23 protein-coding genes are annotated in these 21,041 nt (G+C 72.2%); 10 read left to right on the forward strand and 13 right to left on the reverse strand.

The genetic code is table 11. The features are described 5' to 3' along the window. The first annotated feature begins 1 nt into the window (after window position 1). Complete coding sequence (locus ACFV1L_RS11650; RefSeq protein ID WP_380365061.1) at window positions 2–499, forward strand: Imm15 family immunity protein; 498 nt, start codon at window positions 2–4, stop codon at window positions 497–499. A gap of 405 nt (window positions 500–904) precedes the next feature. Here ACFV1L_RS11650 and ACFV1L_RS11655 read toward each other — a convergent pair whose 3' ends face one another. From ACFV1L_RS11655 to ACFV1L_RS11665, 3 genes are all read right to left on the reverse strand, one after another. Beyond that, window positions 905–1,105 carry a hypothetical protein gene (locus ACFV1L_RS11655; RefSeq protein WP_380365062.1) on the reverse strand — a complete coding sequence of 67 codons (201 nt, stop codon included), beginning with the start codon at window positions 1,103–1,105 and terminating at the stop codon, window positions 905–907. Window positions 1,106–1,268: 163 nt separating this feature from the next. Continuing rightward, window positions 1,269–2,360 carry an RICIN domain-containing protein gene (locus ACFV1L_RS11660; protein WP_380365063.1) on the reverse strand — a complete coding sequence of 364 codons (1,092 nt, stop codon included), beginning with the start codon at window positions 2,358–2,360 and terminating at the stop codon, window positions 1,269–1,271. Between the two features lie 45 nt (window positions 2,361–2,405). Beyond that, a complete protein-coding gene (locus tag ACFV1L_RS11665; RefSeq protein ID WP_380365064.1) occupies window positions 2,406–2,543 on the reverse strand; it encodes a hypothetical protein in 138 nt (45 codons plus the stop codon). 668 nt (window positions 2,544–3,211) lie between these two features. Between ACFV1L_RS11665 and ACFV1L_RS11670 the strand changes: the two genes are divergently transcribed. Continuing rightward, window positions 3,212–3,661, forward strand: coding sequence for a hypothetical protein (locus tag ACFV1L_RS11670; protein ID WP_380365065.1), 450 nt, complete (start codon window positions 3,212–3,214; stop codon window positions 3,659–3,661). Here the strand turns inward: ACFV1L_RS11670 and ACFV1L_RS11675 are convergent. Continuing rightward, entirely contained in the window at window positions 3,629–3,892 is a 264-nt protein-coding gene (locus ACFV1L_RS11675) for a hypothetical protein (protein WP_380365066.1), read from the reverse strand. The two genes, ACFV1L_RS11670 and ACFV1L_RS11675, sit on opposite strands and share 33 nt — an antisense overlap. 327 nt (window positions 3,893–4,219) lie before the next feature. Then, window positions 4,220–6,367, reverse strand: a complete 2,148-nt coding sequence (locus tag ACFV1L_RS11680) for a CHAT domain-containing protein (RefSeq protein WP_380365067.1) — start codon at window positions 6,365–6,367, stop codon at window positions 4,220–4,222. Between the two features lie 268 nt (window positions 6,368–6,635). Here ACFV1L_RS11680 and ACFV1L_RS11685 point away from each other — a divergent pair, with 268 nt between their 5' ends. Then, window positions 6,636–7,508 carry an IS5 family transposase gene (locus tag ACFV1L_RS11685; RefSeq protein ID WP_380365068.1) on the forward strand — a complete coding sequence of 291 codons (873 nt, stop codon included), beginning with the start codon at window positions 6,636–6,638 and terminating at the stop codon, window positions 7,506–7,508. A gap of 26 nt (window positions 7,509–7,534) precedes the next feature. Here ACFV1L_RS11685 and ACFV1L_RS11690 read toward each other — a convergent pair whose 3' ends face one another. Then, complete coding sequence (locus ACFV1L_RS11690) at window positions 7,535–8,668, reverse strand: IS630 family transposase (protein ID WP_380365069.1); 1,134 nt, start codon at window positions 8,666–8,668, stop codon at window positions 7,535–7,537. Between the two features lie 107 nt (window positions 8,669–8,775). Between ACFV1L_RS11690 and ACFV1L_RS11695 the strand changes: the two genes are divergently transcribed. Then, complete coding sequence (locus ACFV1L_RS11695) at window positions 8,776–9,192, forward strand: ester cyclase (protein WP_380365070.1); 417 nt, start codon at window positions 8,776–8,778, stop codon at window positions 9,190–9,192. Between the two features lie 567 nt (window positions 9,193–9,759). On the opposite strand, the gene ACFV1L_RS11700 is transcribed toward ACFV1L_RS11695, so the two are convergent. Further along, window positions 9,760–10,698, reverse strand: a complete 939-nt coding sequence (locus tag ACFV1L_RS11700; protein ID WP_380365071.1) for a pirin family protein — start codon at window positions 10,696–10,698, stop codon at window positions 9,760–9,762. A 137-nt stretch (window positions 10,699–10,835) separates the two neighbouring features. On the opposite strand from ACFV1L_RS11700, the gene ACFV1L_RS11705 reads away from it, so the two are divergent. Next, window positions 10,836–11,324, forward strand: coding sequence for a carboxymuconolactone decarboxylase family protein (locus ACFV1L_RS11705; protein ID WP_380365185.1), 489 nt, complete (start codon window positions 10,836–10,838; stop codon window positions 11,322–11,324). A 106-nt stretch (window positions 11,325–11,430) separates the two neighbouring features. Beyond that, window positions 11,431–12,042, forward strand: coding sequence for a DUF4291 domain-containing protein (locus ACFV1L_RS11710; protein ID WP_380365072.1), 612 nt, complete (start codon window positions 11,431–11,433; stop codon window positions 12,040–12,042). Window positions 12,043–12,102: 60 nt separating this feature from the next. Here ACFV1L_RS11710 and ACFV1L_RS11715 read toward each other — a convergent pair whose 3' ends face one another. Both ACFV1L_RS11715 and ACFV1L_RS11720 read right to left on the reverse strand, forming a co-directional pair. Beyond that, window positions 12,103–12,645 carry a GNAT family N-acetyltransferase gene (locus ACFV1L_RS11715; protein ID WP_380365073.1) on the reverse strand — a complete coding sequence of 181 codons (543 nt, stop codon included), beginning with the start codon at window positions 12,643–12,645 and terminating at the stop codon, window positions 12,103–12,105. A 280-nt stretch (window positions 12,646–12,925) separates the two neighbouring features. Beyond that, window positions 12,926–13,702 (reverse strand): alpha/beta fold hydrolase, encoded by a 777-nt coding sequence (locus ACFV1L_RS11720; protein WP_380365074.1) that lies wholly within the window; start codon window positions 13,700–13,702, stop codon window positions 12,926–12,928. Window positions 13,703–13,981: 279 nt separating this feature from the next. On the opposite strand from ACFV1L_RS11720, the gene ACFV1L_RS11725 reads away from it, so the two are divergent. Next, entirely contained in the window at window positions 13,982–14,842 is an 861-nt protein-coding gene (locus ACFV1L_RS11725) for an S-methyl-5'-thioadenosine phosphorylase (RefSeq protein WP_380365075.1), read from the forward strand. 113 nt (window positions 14,843–14,955) lie between these two features. Here ACFV1L_RS11725 and ACFV1L_RS11730 read toward each other — a convergent pair whose 3' ends face one another. Further along, on the reverse strand, window positions 14,956–15,279 hold the full coding sequence (locus ACFV1L_RS11730; protein ID WP_380365076.1) for a hypothetical protein: 324 nt from the start codon (window positions 15,277–15,279) through the stop codon (window positions 14,956–14,958). A gap of 389 nt (window positions 15,280–15,668) precedes the next feature. Here ACFV1L_RS11730 and ACFV1L_RS11735 point away from each other — a divergent pair, with 389 nt between their 5' ends. Beyond that, window positions 15,669–16,013, forward strand: a complete 345-nt coding sequence (locus ACFV1L_RS11735) for a hypothetical protein (protein ID WP_380365077.1) — start codon at window positions 15,669–15,671, stop codon at window positions 16,011–16,013. Between the two features lie 76 nt (window positions 16,014–16,089). Here ACFV1L_RS11735 and ACFV1L_RS11740 read toward each other — a convergent pair whose 3' ends face one another. Continuing rightward, a complete protein-coding gene (locus ACFV1L_RS11740) occupies window positions 16,090–17,094 on the reverse strand; it encodes a Ku protein (protein ID WP_380365078.1) in 1,005 nt (334 codons plus the stop codon). A gap of 32 nt (window positions 17,095–17,126) precedes the next feature. Between ACFV1L_RS11740 and ligD the strand changes: the two genes are divergently transcribed. Next, window positions 17,127–18,026 (forward strand): non-homologous end-joining DNA ligase, encoded by a 900-nt coding sequence (gene ligD, locus ACFV1L_RS11745; RefSeq protein ID WP_380365079.1) that lies wholly within the window; start codon window positions 17,127–17,129, stop codon window positions 18,024–18,026. A gap of 133 nt (window positions 18,027–18,159) precedes the next feature. On the opposite strand, the gene ACFV1L_RS11750 is transcribed toward ligD, so the two are convergent. Together ACFV1L_RS11750 and ACFV1L_RS11755 are read right to left on the reverse strand one after the other, a co-directional pair. Further along, complete coding sequence (locus tag ACFV1L_RS11750; RefSeq protein ID WP_380365080.1) at window positions 18,160–19,068, reverse strand: GNAT family N-acetyltransferase; 909 nt, start codon at window positions 19,066–19,068, stop codon at window positions 18,160–18,162. A 296-nt stretch (window positions 19,069–19,364) separates the two neighbouring features. Further along, window positions 19,365–20,126, reverse strand: a complete 762-nt coding sequence (locus ACFV1L_RS11755; protein ID WP_380365081.1) for an alpha/beta fold hydrolase — start codon at window positions 20,124–20,126, stop codon at window positions 19,365–19,367. A 110-nt stretch (window positions 20,127–20,236) separates the two neighbouring features. Here ACFV1L_RS11755 and ACFV1L_RS11760 point away from each other — a divergent pair, with 110 nt between their 5' ends. Beyond that, complete coding sequence (locus ACFV1L_RS11760) at window positions 20,237–21,028, forward strand: DNA-formamidopyrimidine glycosylase family protein (RefSeq protein WP_380365082.1); 792 nt, start codon at window positions 20,237–20,239, stop codon at window positions 21,026–21,028. The last annotated feature ends 13 nt before the right edge of the window (window positions 21,029–21,041 follow it).

A 21,041-nucleotide genomic window follows, 5' to 3' on the forward strand; every position in this document is an offset into this window, starting at 1 on the left:
GGTGGAGTTCGAGCACGACTTCGACAACCTGCTCGCCGACGAAGATCTCGACAGCTTCGAGGAGTTCCTCGGTCCGCTGGAGACCTTCGACGAGGTGCCGTTGTACTCCCGGTACTCCCAGCTCGACTTCCTGGCCCCGCTCACCCGCCCGGAAGCCAATGCCTGGCTCGTCCGCGCCGCAGTGACGTACCTGGAGCGGCTGGCGGCCCACGTCGCCGGCCGCGCCGACGACTTCTTCTGCATGGTCTCGATCACCGGCTGGGACGACTACCGCGACGGCGACTTCCTCACCCCGTCGATCTGGTACACCCGGGCCGGCAATGGAGTCCTCGACCACCTGAGCCTCACCCCCGCCACCGGCGACGAGGCGCGGTTCGTCACCGAAGCGGTCGCCGGAACCGACGGGGCCCAGGTCCTCACCAGCGCATCGTCCGCGGCCGGCCGCTTCCCGCTCCCACGTCTCTACGTGACGGTTCCGGCCATGCCCCTCCCGGCCTGACCCCCGCTCAGTGATGCCGACGGGGCCCGGCGCCGTCCGTCGGCTCCGCGTGCCGGCGATCGCCACCGAGATGCCCGTCGGCCACGATCAACTCCCTTGCGGCATGGGCAGCTTCGTCAAGACGTGCGAGGACTCCGCGAGCCGGTGGCCGCGGTGCCCGCACGCGTCCACGATCCGGTACCGCAACGCGACCGAGCCCGGTCAGGACGCCGACGACGACGGCCTCCTCCGGACTCCACACGCCCAGGCGCAGGAACAGCGTACGAAGGTAGGCCGCCATCGACTTCTGCGCGGCACCGAGGCCGAGTGCGCGGGCGACCGCCTCGGTGGTAGGGCCGTCCGCCCAGCCGTAGAGGATCGTCAGACACCGGGGAGGCGGGCCCGAGCCGAGCCGTCGCCGCCCCCTCAGTGCCGATCGGGGCGCTGACGAGGCCGGCCGCGGCGGCCGTCCAGCCGGAGAGCTGGGCGCTGGAACGGGCGCCGGCGCGGCGGCGATGCCGCGGGGCCGATGCCTGTTGCGACGAGGACGGCGAGCTTGTGCTCCTGGGCCGTGAGGTCGCGCAGGCGGGTCAGGTGCACGGTGTCCGGCTGATCGGCGGCGGTCACAGCAGCACCAGGACCGGGGGTGCCGGCGGTGTCCGTCCGCCCCGCCGGCGGGCGGCCTTCGCCCGCCGGTTTGTGGCTCTTGGGCCGAGCACAGATCGGTGGAGCGAAGGCCGCTGTCGTGCGTTTGAACGGCTGACCCGGGCACCCGTGCCGGGTGCCGGGATCACGGGTTGGCGCCCCGGGTCCAGCGCTGGCCGGCGGTGCCGTTGCAGGTGGCCTGGACGACCAGGGTGGCGTCGGCGGTCCCACCGCTGGCGGTGTCGAGGCACAGCCACGAATCGGTGCTCTGGATGCTGCCGTTGGGGTTGAGCGTCCACTGCTGGTGCGGGTTGTCCGCGGCGCACGGCCAGACGATCACCTTGCCGCCCGGGGTGGTTTGGGAATTGTTGTCCAGGCACATGGAAGTGTCCCAGCCGTAGAGCCCGAGGTGCAGGAAGCCCCGGATCGATCCCCCATTGGGGACGAGCGGGCTGGAGGGGACGGGGGAATGGGTGTTGCCCAGGGTGTTGGGCGTGAACGTCCAGTACTGGCTGTCCGTTCCGTTGCAGGACTCGATGTCCGTCTGAGCGCCCGAGGCGGCGCTGGGGGCGTTCAGGCAGCGACCGGAGGACCTGCCGGTGAAGGCGCTGGTGGTGGTGAAGCCACGGACGATGTGTGCCCCCGCCCCCGCGGGCGCGGTCGCAAAGCTTGCGCCGGCGCAGCTGCCGTACTCGGCGATGTTGGACAGGGTGCCGGACAGGCCACCCCCGTCGACTGTGGTGGGGTTGCCGAACAGGACGTCGGAGACCGTGTTCCGTTCGCAGGAAGCGTGGGCGTCGAAGTAAACGTACTCGACGAACCCGCTGCCCGAACTCTTGAGCAGGCCGGACGGCAGCGTCCAGCTGCCGATGTGCACGAGCAGGTGGGAGGTGGCCGGGTCGAACACGTCGCCCGTCCAGGTATTGGTGGTGGAAGTGCTCCCGGTCGGCCGCACCTTGAGGTGGTAGGCGTGGCCGTACTCCCCCGTGAAGAGGACGGAGCAGGACTGGCCGGCCCCGGAGTCGGCACCCGGACTGCAGTTGGGGTCGCTGCTGGAGGTGTTGCCCGGGGTACCGGCGGCGCCGGAGGCGAAGACCGAGAAGGTGGCACGGAACTGCTGAAGGCCGCCGGAGGTCTGCTGGGGCTGAAGACCCGTGTAGCCCGTAAGGCCGTTGGAGAAGGAGAACTGCTGGGCGTAGTAGAGGCCGATCTGCTCGCTCGCCGGCTCGATGGCCATCGGGAAGGTGAGGTCACTCAGCCCCGCGGCCGGGGCGTTGGGGATCTACCAATTGAGGCCCACGTTGCCGCCGAGGCCGAAGTACACGGCCGAGGCGGGCTGCGGGGCGACGAGCATCAGCGCTGCCACCGCCAAGCCCGCCAGGGCGGCGCCGTAGCGCCGCAGTGTCAAGGAGAGACGCATCTCGGGTTTCCTTATCCCTACCGCCGCTGCGCAGTGCGCCGATCAGCGGGACGACTGGATTTCGCCTGCAACGAGCCGACAGGGCAGTGGCAGCGAGAACACGCAGGCGGCCCTCCCCGGACGGCCGACCCCACCGCCTGAGCACACACAGTATGCACACAATCACCCACCGTTGACGCCGTTTCCGGCAATCAGTCACCCGGGGGCGGACATGACCGAGTTCCGCACCCCGAACGTCCCGCCGGACAGACCGGAGCGCCGGCCCTGGCGCCGTCGTCCGGCCCCCCGCCACCCGACGACCTGGAGCGGGAGACACCCGGCCCCTGGCGTCTGCCTCGCGATCTCGCGCAGGCCGTGCGGGAACTCGGGTCGGATCGGCTGCCGGCTGTTCGGGGCCGCCGAGGTCGCTCACCTGGCAGCCGTCGCCCACCTCGAAGGTGCCCACCCCGCACCGCAGGCGAACCCCGGGCCGACAGCGGTCCACCCGGCAACGGACTGCACGAGGCACTCGACCCCGCACTGCGCACCCGGTCGGGCGGCCGCCGCTTGCCGTCTCGCCGGTGGACGTCGAGGCCGCCGTCGCCGGGTGGCACCAGAAGCGGTCAAGCAGGTGATCCGGCATCAAAAACCGGTGTCTTGGCCGTCGGTGTCGGGTCGAGGATGCGGCGATGGACCATCGAACCCTGCACCTGCGGCGGCTGACACCCGCCGAGTACGAGACCGCGACGGAGCGCCGCGAGGTGGAGACCGCACGTGAACTCGCCGCCTTCCTCCCGGCGGAGCTCGCCCGGGAACGGGCCCGGGAGGGCACCGCGCACTTCCTCCTGGACGGGCGGGAGACGTCCGGCCATCACCTGGTGGTCGCCGAGGACGCCGCCGGGCGGGCGGTCGGCGACGCCTGGGCCCGGACTCGTTCAACCACAGCCAAACGGCTCCGGCCCGCCCGGCCCCTCGATGAGCAGGGTCAACCGATCCTCGACCGTGTCCTTGTTCAACGCTGTCGCACCCACGACGCCGTCCCGGTCGGCCATCTGCCGGATCGTCGCCTTCTCTCGCAGCGGTGGCGGTCCTTCACGTTGTTCGGGTCAGCGCCCAGCTTCAGAGTCGAGGAAGGCTGACGGAAGTCGGCCGGCGGCGGCCAGCCGGCGGAGGCTGAGTCGCACGGCAGCCGGGCGCAGGCCCAGGTCCGCTGCGATGGTGTCCGGGCCGAGGCCGGGTTCGGCGCGCAGACGGTCGAGGACGGCTTCATCGGTCCGGCGTTCGGCGATCAGCGCGGTGCGGTAGGCGGCCAGCGCGCCGCCGCCCAGTAGGAGCAGGCCAACGGCACACACTCCGTACCGCCCGTCCATCGCGGCGAGGACGGCGGTGACGGCGCCAGTGGCTGCGACGGCGCAGAGGGCGACCAGCGGTCCGGGACGGCGGGTGGGAGATCGGTCACGGGCGAGTGGTCCTTTCGTGCCGACGGGAGCTCGCGGCTACTGCCTGCCCCGGAAGTCGCAGCCGGGGCAGGCGTCTTCGCCTTGGGACGACCGACTTGCCCCGCTGGGTGATGACGAGGCCCTCGGCTGACCCCGCTCGCGCGGGGACGACGTCTCCAGCAGTGACCGGGACCAGCCGCCATCCACCATTGGCAAACTATGGGATCTGCAGGGCCCGGCCCGTACAGACCCCCGCCTTTAGCCGGCGGCGAAGGTTCGTTCGGTGTGATGGCGGAGAGACGAAAGGAAGATCCGGTCGGGGCGGCCGGCGAAGACGTAGAAGAGGGACTCGGGGATGTAGCCGGGGCTGCGGAACCAGTTGCGGATGAGGGGACCCTGGCCCTGGTCGTCGGCGATTTCGCCGAGGATTTGCTCGGTGTCCTCGTAGACATGTGCCCGGCGGATCCGGCCGGTGGCGCGGTTAGCCATGAATTCCGCGATCACGGGACGGCCGGTGAGGGTGGGGCTGGCGGCCCACTTCTTAAGCTTTGGGGTTGCGGTGAGGATGTCGTTGACCGCATTGGAGGACTGGACGTGATGCCAGACGTCCAAGAGGGTGGCGAACTGTCCGGGCTGGGCGATCTCTTCGGCGAGGTACACCAGGAAGCGGTTCATCAGCGTGGCGTTGTGTCGGACGTCGACCGGGACTTGGGTGCCGAGGACCGCCAACGCGCCCTCTCGGAGCAGGAGGTCGGTGATTGCTATGGCCCCGGAACCGCGCGGGGCGACGTGGCAGGCGCTGAGCATGACCACGGGGGGCATGTGGTCGATCCCCAGGAACAGGCGGGCGGCACCGCCGATCTGGAGTGCAGCGAAGTTACCTACCATCGTTCCGTGCGCGCTGAGGACGAGGATGTCAGGGCGGTGTTCGGCCACCGCCTCCTGCAGGGCACCGAGGGTGAGTGTCTCGGCCTGGACGACGGTGAGCGCGTCAGAGGTAGCGGTCTGGCGGGCCAGCCGCCAGCCTTCGCGGGAGAGCCGCCCGATCCGGTCGCTGACGGGGATGCACTCGGCGATCAGCACCTTGATGCGATGGTTCAGGCCGAGCGGCGGCGGGACGGCGGTCTGGAGCTGGAGTGTCCTGGTCAGTGGCTGGAGCGGCCGGTAGGCGACGGGCAGGCGGGCGCACAGCGGAGAAGTGTCCCCGGGCATGGTGAGAAGCCCGAGGGGAAAGTCGGAGAACACCGTCAGGGCCGGGGCGCGTTGGACAGCGGCCCGCAGTTCGTCGCTCCACAGCGGCCGGGCGGCGTCGTTCAGCCGGGTGAGTAGGCGTCGGGTGGCGGCGCTGCTGGGGCCGTCGATGAAATGCCGTTCGAGGTCAGCGAGGGCGAGGAACGCCTCCCGGGGTACGGTGGGCAGCATGAGGCCCAGCCCGCTGCTTGCGATGGCTTGGTGGGTTACCACGAACTCGACGGCCGCCCGTTCGACCAGATGATCGGGGCGTTCGTGGAGGGTGACGGACCAGGTGTCGTCTGGGCTGACGGCGGGCTGCGGTTCGAACTGCTGCCGGAGTTGGCTGTCGTAGGCGTTGCGGGCGTACGCGGGAGCCGTACCAGGCAGACCCAGCGCGAGCGGCACTCGCAGCCTGGCGGCTTCCTCCCGGGCAGTCTGGGGGAAGCGGCGTTCGGCGTCTTCCGGGGAAGCGCCCTCCCGTTCGAGGCGTGCCAGGGTGGCCAGGTGATTTTGTCCTCTGAGAGCATGGGTGAACGCCCGGTGGGTGTCCGTGTCTTGGACGGTCGACTCCGTGGTCGGCCAGCCCATCTGCCGGGCCAGCCTGCGGTGCGGCAGGGTGAGGGGGGCCAGGTCCAGGCGATGGGTGAGGGACAACTCGCCGGTGAGTGCCGGTAGCTCGGGGACGTAGTGCTGCTGGATGGCATGCCACTGGGCGGCGAGGGTGGTGTCGTTCAGTCGCGAGTAGGGGGTCGCGGTCAGGGCGAACCCCAGTGACGAGGCCCGTTCCTGGGTCTCGTCGAGCAGTTCGTCCGGGCAGACGGCGAGGACAGGGTGGCGGCCTTGCAAGAGGTAGCCGACCCTGTCCGCATCGAAGCAGTCGATCGGCACCATCAGGATGTGGTGGTCGAGGAGTAACTGCTGAGCGGCCTTCAGCTTCCGGATCGGGGTGTCGACCAGGTCCAGCAGCGTGGCGGGGAGGTGCAGGCAGTACCAGAGCCCGGGGAGCACAGCGGCCACGGACTTGGCCAGGCCATGCGGTGCCGTCGACTCCGCGTCGTCCGGCCGCTCAAAGACGACCGGCACGTACGGCAACGTGTCCTGCGCGCGGCCCTCTCGGGGGCCGGGGCTGAACAGGACCGCGTACAGCGGGGGCAATTCCAGAGATGACGGCATGAAGTGGGGAACCTCGCGTGCGTTCGACCGATGACCTAACAATCTACCTTGCCAGTAAGGGAGTTGACCTTTGAGCAGTGGAAGAGGTGTCGAGGACGGTGTTCGGTGGCTGGGGCGAGGCCGACGGCCAGGGAAGGGGGCGGTGGGCTTGGGGGAAGCTGGCGAGGGTGACCTCGGTCATCAACTTCGTGGGTGCGCAGTGCGACGTTCCGCCGACGTGGTCGACGGCTAGGGAGTGTCCTTGGATCGGATCGTCGTTTGATCTGCTGTGGAGTCCGGGGGTGGGTTGAGCGACGAGGGCTGGGAGCGGCTCCGGCATCTGTTGCCGTCGGATCCGCCTCGGGGCGGAAGATGGCGGGACCACCGGTCGGTGATCGACGCGGTGGCGTGGAAGGTCAGGGGCAACAACGCGTGGCGGGACCTGCCCGAGTGGTTCGGCCCGTGCCAGACGGTCTTCGGCCGGTTCCGCCGTTGGGCCCGGGACGGCACGTGGGAGCGGATCCTGACGGAACTGCAGGCCCAGGCCGACGCCGTCGGGGACATCGACTGGCTGGTCGGTGTGGACTCCACCACGGTGCGCGCCCGTCAGCACGCCGCGGGAGCCCGCAAAAAGGGGGCGCCCGCCGGCGAGTCCGCCGACCATGCCCTCGGGCGCTCCCGTGGCGGGCTGACGACCAAGGTCCACCTGGCCCCGGACGGCCGGTGTCGGCCGCTGTCGCTGGTCGTCGCGGCGCTGGTCGTCGCGGCCGGACACCGGCACGACCCACTGTTCTTCGAGGCGGTGGTGAACGGCATCCGGGTGCCGCGGATCGGGCCCGGCAGGCCCAGAACCAGGCCGGAGCGGGTGAGCGCGGACCGCGCCTACTCCTCTCGCGCGATCCGTGCTCACCTCCGTGAACGGGGTGTCACCGCAGTGATCCCGCAACCCGCGGATCAGGTCGCCAACCGCAAGAGGCGCGGCTCACGCGGCGGCAGGCCACCGGCCTACGACCGGCAGGCCTACAAGCACCGCAACACCGTCGAGCGGTGTGTCAACCGGCTCAAGCAGTGGCGCGGCATCGCAGTGCGCACCGAAAAGCCCGCCGTCCACTACCTCGCCGCACTCCGCGTCCCAGCGATCTTCCTCTGGCTCAAGCCATGACCCGAAGGACACTGCCTAGTGCCGCGTCAGGCAACGTTCGCCCTGTTCACGACTTCGCGTAGGCGTTCGTCGGCGGCGTGCTTGTTCCGCCAGATGATGTAGCGGCGGATCATGCTGCCCTGGGCCTTGTGGCTGGCGTGGTCGGTGCCGTCGAGCGTGAAGTAGCGCAGGGCGGTGAACTGGGCCTCGATCCGGTTGAGCCAGGAGCTGTTGGTCGGGGTGTAGGCGATCTCGACGTTGTTCGCTGCGGCCCAGGTTCCGACCCGCTGGCACCGCTTCGTCGTGAGGTGCGGAGAGTAGTTGTCGCAGATGATCGCGATTCGCACGTCGATCGGGTGCAGTGAGCGCAGGTAGCGGCAGAACTCCAGGAACTTGGAGCGGTTCTTGGTCTTCTTGATGTGGCCGTAGAGCTGGTCCTTGGCGAGGTCGTAGGCGGCGAACAGGTGCCGGACCCCGTGCGGGCGGGTGTAGGTCGCCCGCTGGCGGGGTCTGGGCTCGCGGTCGGGGTCCTTGTGTCGGCCGCCGCGTTCGGCCCATTGCCGTCCGGGGTGGGGCTGGAGGTTGAGTGGACCGAACTCGTCCATGCAGAAGATGACTTCGGGCTCGCCTGCCTCGGGTATGACCTCGCCGTCGGCGATCGCGTAGAGGTGCTCGACCCGGGCCTTCTTGGCGGCGTAGTCGGGGTCGCGGGAGGTCTTCCAGGTCTTCACGCGTTGAAACGAGACGCCTTCCTCGCGGAGCAGGGTGCGAAGGCCCTCGTGGCTGATGTCGTCGACCACCCCCTCGGCGACCAGGAAGTCGGCCAGCTTGGCCAGGCTCCAGGTCGAGAACGGCAGGCCGTGCTCGGCCGGCCTGGACTTGGCGATCTTCTTGATCTCCCGGCGTTCGGGCAAGGTGAACGTCCTCGGACGTCCACCCCGGTACTTCGGGTAGAGCGAGTCGAAGCCGTCCGCGTTGAAGTTGTGGATCACGTCGCGGACCCGGTCCGCGCTGGTGAACGTCACTTCGGCGATCTTCGCCACGTCCATGCCCTGCGCGGAGAGCAGCACCATCTGGGCCCGCCGCCAGGTCACCACCGACCCGGTTCCCCGGCGGATGATCCGCAGCAGCCGCCCGCCCTCGTCGTCGTCGATCTCACGGACCCTCACTTTCTCAGCCACGGGGTCATTCTGGATGCTCCGGCGGCTGGTGCCCGCGGTGTGTTCGAGCGAGGCTGGCTGGCGGCGTGTACTGGCGAGTCCGATCAGCCGATGGATACGGTCCTTCCATGTCGGACTCACCCGAAGTCATCAGCCAGCGCAATGCCGAGGTCGTTCGCCGCTATCTGCGGGTCTTCGAGACGCGGGAAGTCGACGAGTTCGAGGAACTCGTCGCCCAGGACGTCCTTGTTCACGGCGCGGGCATTCACGGCCAGGGGCGGCACTACCCCGAGGGAGCAGTGCTGACTCCGGGGCTGTCCCATTGCCGCGTGCAGGTGGACGACCTCTTCTCCGCCGGCGACCGGGTGACCGTGGCTTTCACGCTCACCTACACCCATGACCGCAGCGGCCGGGATCTCACCATGACGGGAGTCAAGTCCTACCGGCTCCGAGACGGGCGGATCGTCGAGTTCTGGGGCGAGACCGACCTGTACGGCCTCCTCCGCCAGGCCGGACTCGTACCCGAGCAGATTCCGCCCTTCTAACCGGACCACACCAGAGCCCGTCGCCCCCGACCAGAACGGTCACGGAACGGGGCAAACGTTGCTTGATACGGCACTAGGTAGCCGCAGCAGGTCCTGGAAGCCTGTCGGCTGGGACCATATACGCAGCGACCTCGGCCCCCTTCAGGCCGCCGCCGTCACCGATCGCTGGCGCACTGCCGCCTACGGGTGACCCAGTCCCTTCTCTTTGCTGGCCAGGGCCCTACTGCGGGCGGGTCCAGGGGGTGGGCGGTGCGAGGTCGGCAAACGTGTCGGGTTTGCCCCGATGATGCGGCAGCTGCTGAGGTGGCGGGTCCGACGGCGGCTACCTGCGGATGGAGCTCCCCTTCACCGCCTGACGGCGCGTCAGGAAAGTCGGCAAAAGGTCGGCATTCATCGCCCACAGCCTGCAAAACCGGCCCGCAGACGGGAATCGGCGAGGCGCTGGCGACCACCGTCCAGACCTTCGCCAACGGTGCTTGCGGGTGCGGCATCGAGCGCCAGTAGCGGTCGCGGGGTGGCGTTCAGAGGCCAGCGTCGCGACCGCTATGCAGGTGGCATTTTGGCAGGTCAGAGACGGTTTCCGCGAGCCTTGAGGGCCACGTTCGGGAGTTCCGGCGCGGGCAGGCGGTCGCCCGGGTAGCCCTGGACTTCGCCGAAGCGGGCGGAGGCCTGCTGCCATTCCTCGCGGGCCTGGACGATCTCCTCGGCGGTGCGGCCGATGAAGTTCCACCACATGACGATGGGCTCGTCGAAGGGGGTGCCGCCGAGGAGGATCAGGCGGGCGGGGGTGGCGGAGGGGTTGGTGAGGGTGAGGGTGGTGGGGCCGGGCGGGAGGTAGCCGAGGTCGGCGGGGTGGAGGGGGGCGCCGGCGAAAGTGATGTCGCCCTGGTCGACGAGGAGGCCGTGTTCGAAGGCGGGGTCGATGTCGAGGGTGAGGGTGGCGCCCGGGTCGAGGGTGAGTTCGGCGCCCAGGAGCGGGGTGAAGGTGGGGACCGGGGAGGTGTCGCCGGCCAGGGTGCCGAGGAAGACGCGGGCCTCGGCGCCGTCGAGGGCGACGGGGTCGGGGACGTGGTGGTGGAAGTCGCGGCCGGTGTGCCGGTGCTCGTCGGGCAGGGCGACCCAGAGCTGGACGCCGTGCAGGACGGTGGTGGCGGCCGTGGAGGTCTCGGAGTGGGCGATGCCCTGACCGGCCGTCATGAGGTTGAGCTCGCCGGGGCGGACGAAGGCGTGCACGCCGAGGCTGTCGCGGTGCTCGATCTCGCCGCTGAACAGCCAGCTGACGGTCTGCAGGCCGATGTGCGGGTGCGGGGCGACGTCCATGCCGCCGGTGGTGGCGACGTCGTCGGGGCCGTAGTGGTCGATGAAGCACCAGGCGCCGATCAGGGTGCGCTCGCGCTGGGGGAGGGTGCGCCGGACGGTCATCGCCCGCGGGCCGCCGAGCGGGACGTCCCGCGGGGGAAGGACGCGGACGGTCTGCGGGCGGGGCCCGTTTTCGATGGTACTCATGGTGTCGTTCCCTCCCGGGCCGTCCGGAACCCGGAGTCCCGTGCGGCTCGTTCCGCAAATCGTTTCATCTTCAACTATTATGCGCGATAGTGTCCGACAAACACCAGCGCGCAGCCGGAGGAGTTCAGGTGACCGAGGTGGCGACCACCGCGCCCGACCAGCGGGTCTACATCGACAAGCAGCACCCGCAGGCCTTCCGGGCCATGCGGTCCACCGCCGAGACGGTCCGCGAGGCCGCCGCCGCGGCCGGGCTCGACCGCCGCCTGGTCGAGCTGATCAACCTGCGGGTCTCGCAGCTCAACGGCTGCGCCTACTGCCTGGACGTGCACACCAAGGCGTCGTTGCAGGCGGGCGAGAGCGTGCAGCGGCTCGGTGTGCTGAGCGCCTGGCGCGACACCGCGCTGTTCGACGAGCGCGAGCGCGCCGCACTGGCACTCGCCGAGGCGACCACCCACCCCTCCGACGCCGCCGCCCAGGAGGCGGCCTACGCGCAGGCCCGGACGGTGTTCGGGGACGAGCAGATCTCCGCCGTGATCTGGGTGGCGATCACCATCAACGCCTTCAACCGCGTCTCGGTGCTGAGCAAGCACCCGGTCCGGCCCGCACGCACCACCGCCACGGGCTGACGCCGCGTCAGCAGCCCAGGGGCGGCCCGGGCGGCGCCCCGGCCGGCGGCCCGCTCCCGCCGAAAATGCGTGGCAGGCGGGGGCGGCACGGTGGCAGGGTCGGAGAATGGTTCAGCAGCGCAGGCCGTCCCGTGGGCCCGCCCCGTCCGGGCGGGCGTCCGACCTGTACGCCGTCCGCGCCGACTTCGACGACAGCACGATCGTCGTCTACCAGGCGTACCCGCCGGCGATCGCCGACGCCGCCCTGAGCGCCGGGCGGTTCGTCGCGCCGTTCTCGTTCCGGCGGATGACGTGGATCAAGCCCTCGCTGCCCTGGCTGCTGCACCGCAGCAACTGGGCCGCCAAGCCCGGCCAGGAGCGCATCCTGGCCGTCCGGATCACCCGGCAGGGGTGGGAACGGGCGCTGGCCGCAGGCGAGTTGACCACCGGGGACCAACAGCGCCTGGCGGCGGCCGAGGTGCACGTCCAGTGGGATCCGGAGCGGTCGCTGCGCGGCGCGGCGCTCAACCACTACAGCATCCAGGTCGGCCTGGGGCGGGAGACCGTCCACCGGTACGTCGAGGAGTGGATCGTCGGACTCACCGACCTCACCCCGCAGGTCCGGCGCGCCGCCGAACTGGTCCGGGCCGGCCGCGCCGAACAGGCCCGCCGGCTGCTCCCGGACGAGCACCGCTACCCGCTCCCCGCCGGCCTCGCCGCGCGGCTGTGCCACAGCTGAACGCCGGTCCGACCGGCAGGGACGCCCCCGGCCCCGGGCGGCGGGCCCGGTCTTCGGCGATCAGTCGCGGTCGTCGGGCAGGTCGGCCGGGCGGATCCGGTAGACCTGAAGGTTCAGGTCGTAGTACTTGGTGGTCTCGCCGACCCAGCGCATTCCGAGGCGTTTCGCCACCGCGTGCGCCCGGTCGTTCTTCGGCCGGGCCACCGCGAAGATCTCCTCGACGTCCTGGGTGAACGCCCAGCGCAGCAGCGCCAGGCCCGCCTCCGTCGCGTAGCCCTGACCCCAGGCGTGCGGGGCGAGCTGCCAGGTGATCTCCAGGTCCTCGTCGTGCGGCGGCAGCGGACGGATGCCCAGCCCACCGACCACCTTCTTGTCCTCCCGGCGCTCCAGCGCCCACCGCCCGCGCGGCGGCAGCAGCCCCGACTGCTCCTGCGCCCAGGCCTGCAGTCGCGCGCGCATCGCCTCGACGTCGGCGACCTGGGTCATCGCGGGCGTCAGCCAACGGGCGACGTCCGTGGAGCCGTACACGCTCAGCGCGTCCTCGGCGTCGTCGGGCGTCCACTCGCGGACGACGAGCCGATCGGTGGTCAGGCTGATCCCCATGGGCGGAGCCTCCCTCATTCGGTTGGCGGACGTCTCCCTCCCCGGAGTGTGCGCCCCCGACCCGCGCCCGTCGAGCGGGACGGCCGGTCCGCACCGCCCGTCACCGCCCGGTCGCCCCGGGCGCACGCGGACGGTCGTCCCGGGCGCACGCGGACGGTCGTCCCGGGCGCACGCGGACGGTCGTCCCGCGCGCACGGGGAGGTTCGAGTCCGGCCGGGGACGGGCCGGGGCATGGCGTGCGCAGGTCGGCGGCGGCCCGGGTCGCCCGAGGGCGCGAGCGTCAGCGGCGGCCCGCCAGCGGGATGCACAGGCCGTCCGAGCCGCCGCGCTCCACGGCCAGCGCCGCGCCGATCTCCTCGGGCAGCGCCCCCAGGCCCAGCAGCGCCAGCGCCAGACCGGCGGCGGTGCGGTGCCATTCGCCGGCCCGGCGCATCAGGGTGTGGCCGCTGCCGAACACCCGGTAGCCCGCCACCCGCGCGCCGTGGTCGCGGGCCCGGATCGCGAACAGGTCGGTGTCGGCAGGCGGCGTCACCCGGTCGCGGTCGCCGTGCAGCATCAGCACCGACCGGCCGCGCAGGTGCTCGGTCGGCTCGTCCCGCGGACACCACGGCGCCAGCGCCACCACGCCCCGCACGCACGGGTGCGCGGCGGCCCGCAGCGCAGCCCGGCCGCCCATCGAATGCCCGATCAGCACGGTCGGCACCGGGCCGAGCGTGTCCGCCAGCTCCGCGAGCGCGGCCTCCGCGTCGCGTGCCGCGTCCGCCCGCTCGCCGTTCCAGCCCCGGCAGCGGTAGTGCACCGTGCCCACGGCGAGCGAACGGCCCGCCGCCGGTTCCGGACCGCGCGCCACCGCCCGCTCCACGGCCCGCGCGAACGGGCGCATCCGCAGGCCCGGCAGGTTCAGGGCCGGCACCGGCTCCGGCCCGAACTCCCGCCCGCCGTGCAGCACCAGCACCGCCGCCTCCGGCGCCGCCGGCCGCACCCGCCAGGACAGCGCCCGGTGCGCCGTCCTCGTCCCGCTCCCGCCGGAGTGCAGTGCCGCCCGCCCGTCGTTCATCACACCGTCCTGTCACCGCGCCGACCTGGGCTGCCACTGTACGCGGACGCCCCCGCCGGGCGGGAGCGCCGGCCGCCGCCTGGCAGCCGACCGCACAACGGGCGGCCGCCCGGGGTTCGAACTGTCCAGGGCCGGTGCGGGACCGCGGACCTGACTGCTCGTAGGGTGGGGTCTGCCCACGGCGGGCCGCCCCGCCCGCCGGACGGCACCCCAGCCGCGGACCCGCCGGCCACCGAGCCGGCCCGGGGCCGCGTCCGACCGGCAGAGCCGAGGAGAGCCATGGCCGACGTCCACCCGCTCCGCACCGACGGCACCGCGACCGCCGAACTCGGCGTCATCGGCGGATCCGGACTGTACGCGCTGCTCGACGACGTCACCGAGGTCCACGTCGACACGCCCTACGGGCCGCCCAGCGACTCGCTGTTCGTCGGGGAGGTGGCCGGCCGGCGGGTCGCCTTCCTGCCCCGCCACGGCCGCGGCCACCGGCTGCCGCCGCACCGCATCAACTACCGCGCCAACCTGTGGGCGCTGCACTCACTGGGGGTGCGCCAGGTCCTCGGCCCGTGCGCCGTCGGTGGCCTGCGCCCCGAGTACGGGCCGGGCACGCTGCTGGTGCCCGACCAGTTCGTGGACCGCACCTCCGGCCGGGTGCAGACCTATTACGACGGGCTGACCCTCCCCGACGGCTCGGTGCCGGAGGTCGTGCACGTCTCCATGGCCGACCCCTACTGCCCGGACGGCCGGAGCGCCGCCCTCGCCGCCGCCCGTTCGCTCGCCTGGGAACCCGTCGACGGCGGCACCCTGGTGGTGATCGAGGGCCCGCGCTTCTCCACCCGCGCCGAATCCCGCTGGTTCACCGCCAACGGCTGGTCCGTGGTCGGCATGACCGGACACCCCGAGGCCGTCCTGGCCCGTGAACTCGGTCTCTGCTACACCTCGTTGGCACTGGTCACGGACCTCGACGCGGGCGTGGAGACCGGCGAGGGCGTCACCCACGCCGAGGTGCTGGAGGTCTTCGCCCGCAACGTCGACCGCCTGCGCACCGTCCTGTTCAAGGCCCTCGAGTCGCTGCCCGCCACCCGCGACTGCCTGTGCTCGCACACGCTCGACGGCCTGGAGACCGGCCTGCCCGGCGTCTGACCGCTCGCCGTGCCGGAGAGCCGTGACACCGGTCGGCCGACGCCCCCGCTCTCTGACGGGGCGTCGGCCGATCGACGGTACGGCGGGCGGAGGCGCCGGAGCGGACGGGTCCGCTACCGGTCGCGCCCGCGACGAGCGAGGCGCGCCAATATCATCAGGGCGGCCAGCGCGGTGCCCCAGGCCGCCACCACGGCGACCAGCAGCACCGGCGAGCGCAGCGCCACCGCCAGGCCCAACAGTCCGAACGACAGTGCCAGACAGCACGCGATCACCACGACCACCGACCGTGGGCGGGCCACCAGCGACCGTCGAAGCCGCGCCAGCCTCGCTGGTCGCATCGTGCGCAGCTCGCGCTCCAGCTCCAGATCGCTCCCCAGCTCGGCCTCGATCTGCTGAAGGATCACGAGCTCACGCGGGGAGAGTGCCGGTCCGTCCATCAACCACCTCCGCGCCGCCAGGCAGGCGCGCTCCGGCCTTCCCGGCCGGCGCGCCCCTACGTCCCAGGTAGGACACATCTGCCCGCTGCACGCCGGTTCTAACATGCGAACGCCCGGCCGAACGGCCTTGCTGCCACTGGCGTTTCGCCCCGTTCGGGGCTCACGCGACCCGCGCGCCGCGCCGATCCCACCGGCCCCGGCCGCGTACCCCCGACCAGCGCTCGCGCGGCCGGTGCGACGGCGCGCGGCGTACGCGGGCAGAACCGATTCGCCACCGGGCCCCGCCACTACCGTGGTGCGCGCCGGACCGGACCCGCCGGCCCCGGACCATGCACGCCCACGCACGCCCGTGCACTCCCACGCGCGACCGGAAAGGCCGTACCACCCCGATGCACCTGCGCCACGCCGCTGCCGCCACCGCCGCCACGCTCGCCCTGCTGTTCGTCACGCCGAGCCCCGCCGCCGCGGCCGTCGGCGAGTTCCGGTACACCTACTACGACGACTTCGGAAACCGCGCCGCCGGCGTGCTGGTCGACCCGGACAGCCGCGTCTGCGTCACCCTGCCCGAGGTCGCCGACCCCGCGAGCACCGAACCCGCCTTCGGCCCGCAGAACGTCACCGACTCCACCGTCACCGTGTTCACCGGCCCCGACTGCGACGGCGACTACTACACCTTGCGCCCCGGCGGCCGCGCCTCCGACCGCCTCAAGCTCCGCTCGGCGCTCTTCTCCTGACGCCACCGAGTCCCTCACTCGCTGCCGCCCGGCCCCGTTCAGCTGGGGCCGTGCGCCGCCGCTGGGTGAGGGCACGTCAGGACGCCTTGCGCGGCGCGGCCTTCTTCGCGGCGGTCTTCTTCGCCGGAGCCTTCGCCGTCTTCTTCGCCGCCGCACCGCTCCGGCCGGACGCCGCCCTCCGGGGCCGCTTCACTGTGCTCCCGGACGCCGACTCCTCCTCGGCCGCCCCGGCCTCCGCCTCCCCGCCGTCCGACGAATCGCCGGTCGCCCGGGAGGCCTTCGCCCCCCTGCCGTGCTCGCCCTTCGCAGCCTTCACACTGCTGCGCAGCACCGCCATCAGGTCGATGACCTCGGCCTCGCCGCCCTCGGCCCGCTCCTCCAGGTGCGGGGCCTCCACCCCCGCCAGCTTGGCCTCGATCAGCTCCTGCAGCGCCGCCTGGTACTCGTCGTGCAGCGCGGACAGGTCGAAGTCCTCCGACAGCGTGTCCATCAGCGAACGCGCCATCTTCAGCTCCTGCGGACGGACCGTCACCTTCTCGTCCGGCGCCATCCCCTGCGCCGAGCGGACCTCGTCCGGCCACAGGCAGGTCTGCAGCACCAGGGTGTCCTCGTGCACCCGCAGCACCGCCAGCGACTCCCTGGTCCGCATGGTCACCTTGGTCACCGCGATCTGCCCCGACTCGCGCAGCGCGTCCCGCAGCAGCACGTACGGCTTCGCCGGGGCCTTGTCGGCCGTGGCCACGTAGTAGGCCTTGGAGTACATCAGCGGATCGATCGACTCGGCGGGGACGAACGCCAGCACGTCCACCACCTTCTTGCTCGGCAGCGGGAGCTCCGCCAGGTCCTCGTCGCCGAGCACCACCTGCCGACCGTCCGGGGACTCGTAGCCCTTGGCGATCTCGCTGTACGGAACCTCCTTCCCCTCCGCCTCGCAGAACCGCTTCAACCGGATGCGCGAACCGTCCTTCTCGTGCACCTGGTGCAGCGAAGGGCCGCTGTGCTCCTCCGTGGCGGCGTACAGCTGGACCGGCACGCTGACCAGCCCGAACGTGATGACGCCTTTCCAGGTGACCTGTGGCATGGCATGGCCCTTTCGCGGGGATTTCCCACGGTATGCCCGAGCGACAGGTCACGGAAGTCGAGGGCCGCCGCCTGGTTCTCTCCCACCTCGACAAGATCCTGTGGCCCGCCACCGGGTGGACCAAGGGCGAGGCCCTCTACTACTACGCGCAGATCGCCCCCGCGATGCTGCCGCACCTTCGCGGCCGCGCCGCCAGCTTCCTGCGCTTCCCCGCCGGCATCGGCGAGGAGGGGTTCTTCGCCAAGAACCCGCCGCCCGGCCTGCCCGCCTGGGTCCGCACCGTGACCGCGCCCAGCCACGAAGGCCCCAAGCAGCGCGTCGCCGTGGACGACCTGCCCACGCTGATGACCGTCGCCAACGGCTACGCCCTGGAACTGCACGTCCCGCAGTGGACCGCCGAGAGCGGACCCGACGCCCACGACCGCCTCGTCGTCGACCTCGACCCCGGACCGGGCGCCGACCTCACCCACTGCTGCCTGGTCGCCCTGCTGATCCGCGACGCCCTCGCCGCCGACGGCCTGGTCTGCCGGCCCAAGACCTCCGGCAGCAAAGGACTGCACCTGTACGCCGCGCTGCGCCCCGCCCCCGCCGGGCAGGTCAGCGACTACGCCCGCGCCCTCGCCGAACGCCTCGCCCGCGAGTACCCCGCCCTGGTCGTGTCCCGGATGACCAAGGCGCTGCGCCGGGGAAAGGTGTTCGTCGACTGGTCGCAGAACGCCACGGCGAAGACCACCGCCGCGCCCTACACGCTGCGCGCCACCAGCGTCCCGGGGGTGTCGGCCCCGGTGAGCTGGAGCGAGGTCGAGCAGTGCACCGACCCGGCGGAGCTGACCTTCAGCCCCGAGCAGGTGCTCGAACGGTTCGCGGAGCAGGGCGACCTGCTGGCCGAACTCCTCAGCGACGACCAGGCGTTGCCGGGCCCGGACAGCTGATGCCGGTGACGGCCGACGCGAGCCCGGTGAAATCCCGGGGGCCCGGTGAGCCCCGACCGGGCCTGGGTCGGACCGCCGGTGCAGGACGCGGTGCGGGACGCGGTGCGGCAGGTGGGGCGGCGCTGATGTGGCGTCAGGACACGGCGGTCTTCGCGGCGGGCTCGGCGATCAGGGCGGTGGCGGTGCGGCGGAAGCCGATGCTCTCGTAGATCCGCGCCACGGCGTCGTCGCTGGCGGACAGGAAGACCGTGCGTATGCCGGTGGCCTGGGCGTGCTCGACCAGGTGTGCGGTGACCCGGCGCGCCAGGCCCTGCCGCCGCAGGGACGGGAGCGTCGCCACGGCGACGATCTCGCTGACCTCGCCGACCGGCTGGTGGCAGCCGGAGGCGCCGGCCAGGCCGTTCGGCCCGACGGTCGCGGCGACGACCGTGCGGCCGGCCTCCATCCGGCCGATCATCCGGGTGACCAGGCCGTCGGCCAGCGCCGTCCGGGTGGCCTCGGCCAGCTGCTCCGGGCCGGCCGCGCCGATCCGGGTGCCGGGCTCGGCGAAGGCGAGGTGCGGCACGGCGACGGCGCTCGGCAGCAGCGGGTCGTCGGTCGTCAGCACCCGGACCTCCGGGCCGCCGTCGGCCGCCGGGGCGGCGGTTGACGCAGCGTCGAGCTCCAGGACCAGCAGCGGGTGCTCGTGCACCTCCAGGCCGGAGGCCTCGATCGCGGCGCGCAGGCCCGGCGTGGTCTCGTGCACCCACTCGAAGGACTCCGGGGCGCCCAGCTCGCGCTGGCGGGCCCGGACCCGGTCCACGTCGGCGGCGGTGAACTGCCCGTCGCCGCCGAGCGTCGGGCGCCCGTAGTAGTGCCAGCCCGGCCCCGTGCGGACGAACAGGGTGAACGGGCCGTGCTCCTCGGCGGTCGCGGAGAACCGGGGAACGGCGTCGTAGAACTCCTCGAGCCGGGCCAGGACGGCCGACGGCCCGGCTGCCTCCGCCGCCGCGGTGGAGCTGGAGTCGGTGTCGTGCAGGGAGTTGCGCATCGTGCCGTCCAAGGTGTGGCGCGTCCTCTCGGGGAGGTTGATCACGCGGAATCAAAGCAGCCCGATCGGACGGCCGCATCCAGTTTTTCGAACCGCGCGCACGCCTTGTTCGACCTGGTCGGCCCGGCGGGGCGCCGGGCGAGGAACCGATTCTGCTCCGCCCGGCAAGGCCCGTCGCAGGGCGGAAATGAGGGGAGGTCACCTCTCCCGGGCGAGGCCGGGCGATGCCGGGTGGGCCCCGGGGCCCGAACAGGCAGCCGATGTTCACCCGGGAGAGGGATGGAAGCAGGAGCGTCGCTGACGTCCCGTCAGGCCTTCCACACCTCGGCGAGGTGGGCGATCAGCAGCTCGGCGACCTCGGCGGGGCGCTCCAGCGCCGGCAGGTGGCCGGCCCAGGGGAGTTCGCGGTGCTCGCCGTTGGGCAGCAGGGCGGCCACGTCGGCGGCGATCCGGCGGAAGTCGTCCACGTCGTGGCGGCCGCCGAACACCAGCGCCGGGGCGACGGCGTTGCGCAGGTCCACCTCGGTCTGCGTCGGGTGCACCTCTTCCTCGGGCGCGAGCTGCACCTCGTACGCGTTGCGCTGCATCACGCGCAGCTTCGCCCTGGCGGCCTCGTCCGCGTCCGGGCCGAGCCAGGTGTCGACGTTCAGCTCGACCGCCTCGTCCAGCCGGCCGGCCTCGACCAGCTCGATCTCGCGCTCGCCCCAGGCCACCAGTTCGGCGCTCGGCTCGTGGACGGAGCTGCCCGGGCAGAGCAGCGTCAGCGAGTGGACCCGCTCGGGGTGCAGCGCCGCGAACTGGGTGGCCATGTTGCCGCCGAAGGAGGCGCCGATGAGCGAGACCCGGTCGATGCCGAGCTCGTCGAGCAGCTCTTCCAGGTCCGTCAGATTGCTGTACGGCGCGTCCGCGCAGGGGGTCTCCCCGAAACCGCGGAAGTCGCACCGCACCACCCGGTATCCGGCCTCGCGCAGCGCGTCCCACTGGCCGTCCCACATCCGCCGGTCGCAGACGGAGGAGTGCAGCAGGAGAACCGCGGGGCCGTCGCCGGCCACCTCGTGAGTGATCGTCATTGCGCCAACCTAGAACAGCGGAACACCGCCCGACCAGGGAATTGCCTGTCAGCAGAGGTGGCGGGGCGGGGCCGGGGCGCGGTGTCCGCGGCGGGCGGCATGATGGGGGAGTGCCCGAAGGAGACAGCATCTACCGCGTCGCCAACCAGCTCAACCACGCGCTCGCCGGCGCGGTGTTGACGGTGGCCGACCTGCGCGTTCCCGCCCACGCCACGGCCGACCTCACCGGCCGCCGGGTGCTGGAGACGGTGCCGCGCGGCAAACACTTGCTGACCAGGTTCGAGGGCGGCGTGACGCTCCACACCCACCTGCGGATGGACGGCCGCTGGCAGGTGTTCCGGCCCGGCGAGCGCTGGCGCAGCGGGCCCGCGTTCCAGATCCGGGCGATCCTCGGCACCGAGCAGGGCACCGCCGTCGGCTACCGGCTGCCGGTGGTGCAGCTGCTGCGCACCGCCGAGGAGGACCGGGTGGTCGGCCACCTCGGCCCCGACCTGCTCGGCCCGGACTGGGACGTCGCCGAGGTCCGCCGCCGGCTGCTCGCCGCCCCGCAGCGCCCGGTCGGCGCGGCCCTGCTGGACCAGCGGAACCTGGCCGGCATCGGCAACGTGTACGCAAACGAACTGAGCTTCCTGGCCGGGGTGACGCCCTGGCTGCCGGTCGCCGAACTGCCCGACCTGGACCGGCTGCTGCACCGGGCGCACCAACTGCTGGACGCCAACAAGCTGCGGCCCGGCCACGTCACCACCGGCGACACCCGGCCCGGCTGCCAGCACTGGGTGTACGGCCGGGCCCGCCGGAACTGCGTGCGCTGCGGGACGCCGATCCGCACCGGCACCCACGCGCAGGACCGCACCGCGTACTGGTGCCCGCGCTGCCAGCGGGGCCCGGTGCCGACCGGCTGACCGCGCAGGCGCG

It is taken from the genome of Kitasatospora sp. NPDC059646 (assembly GCF_042734615.1).
GTDB lineage: Bacteria > Actinomycetota > Actinomycetes > Streptomycetales > Streptomycetaceae > Kitasatospora.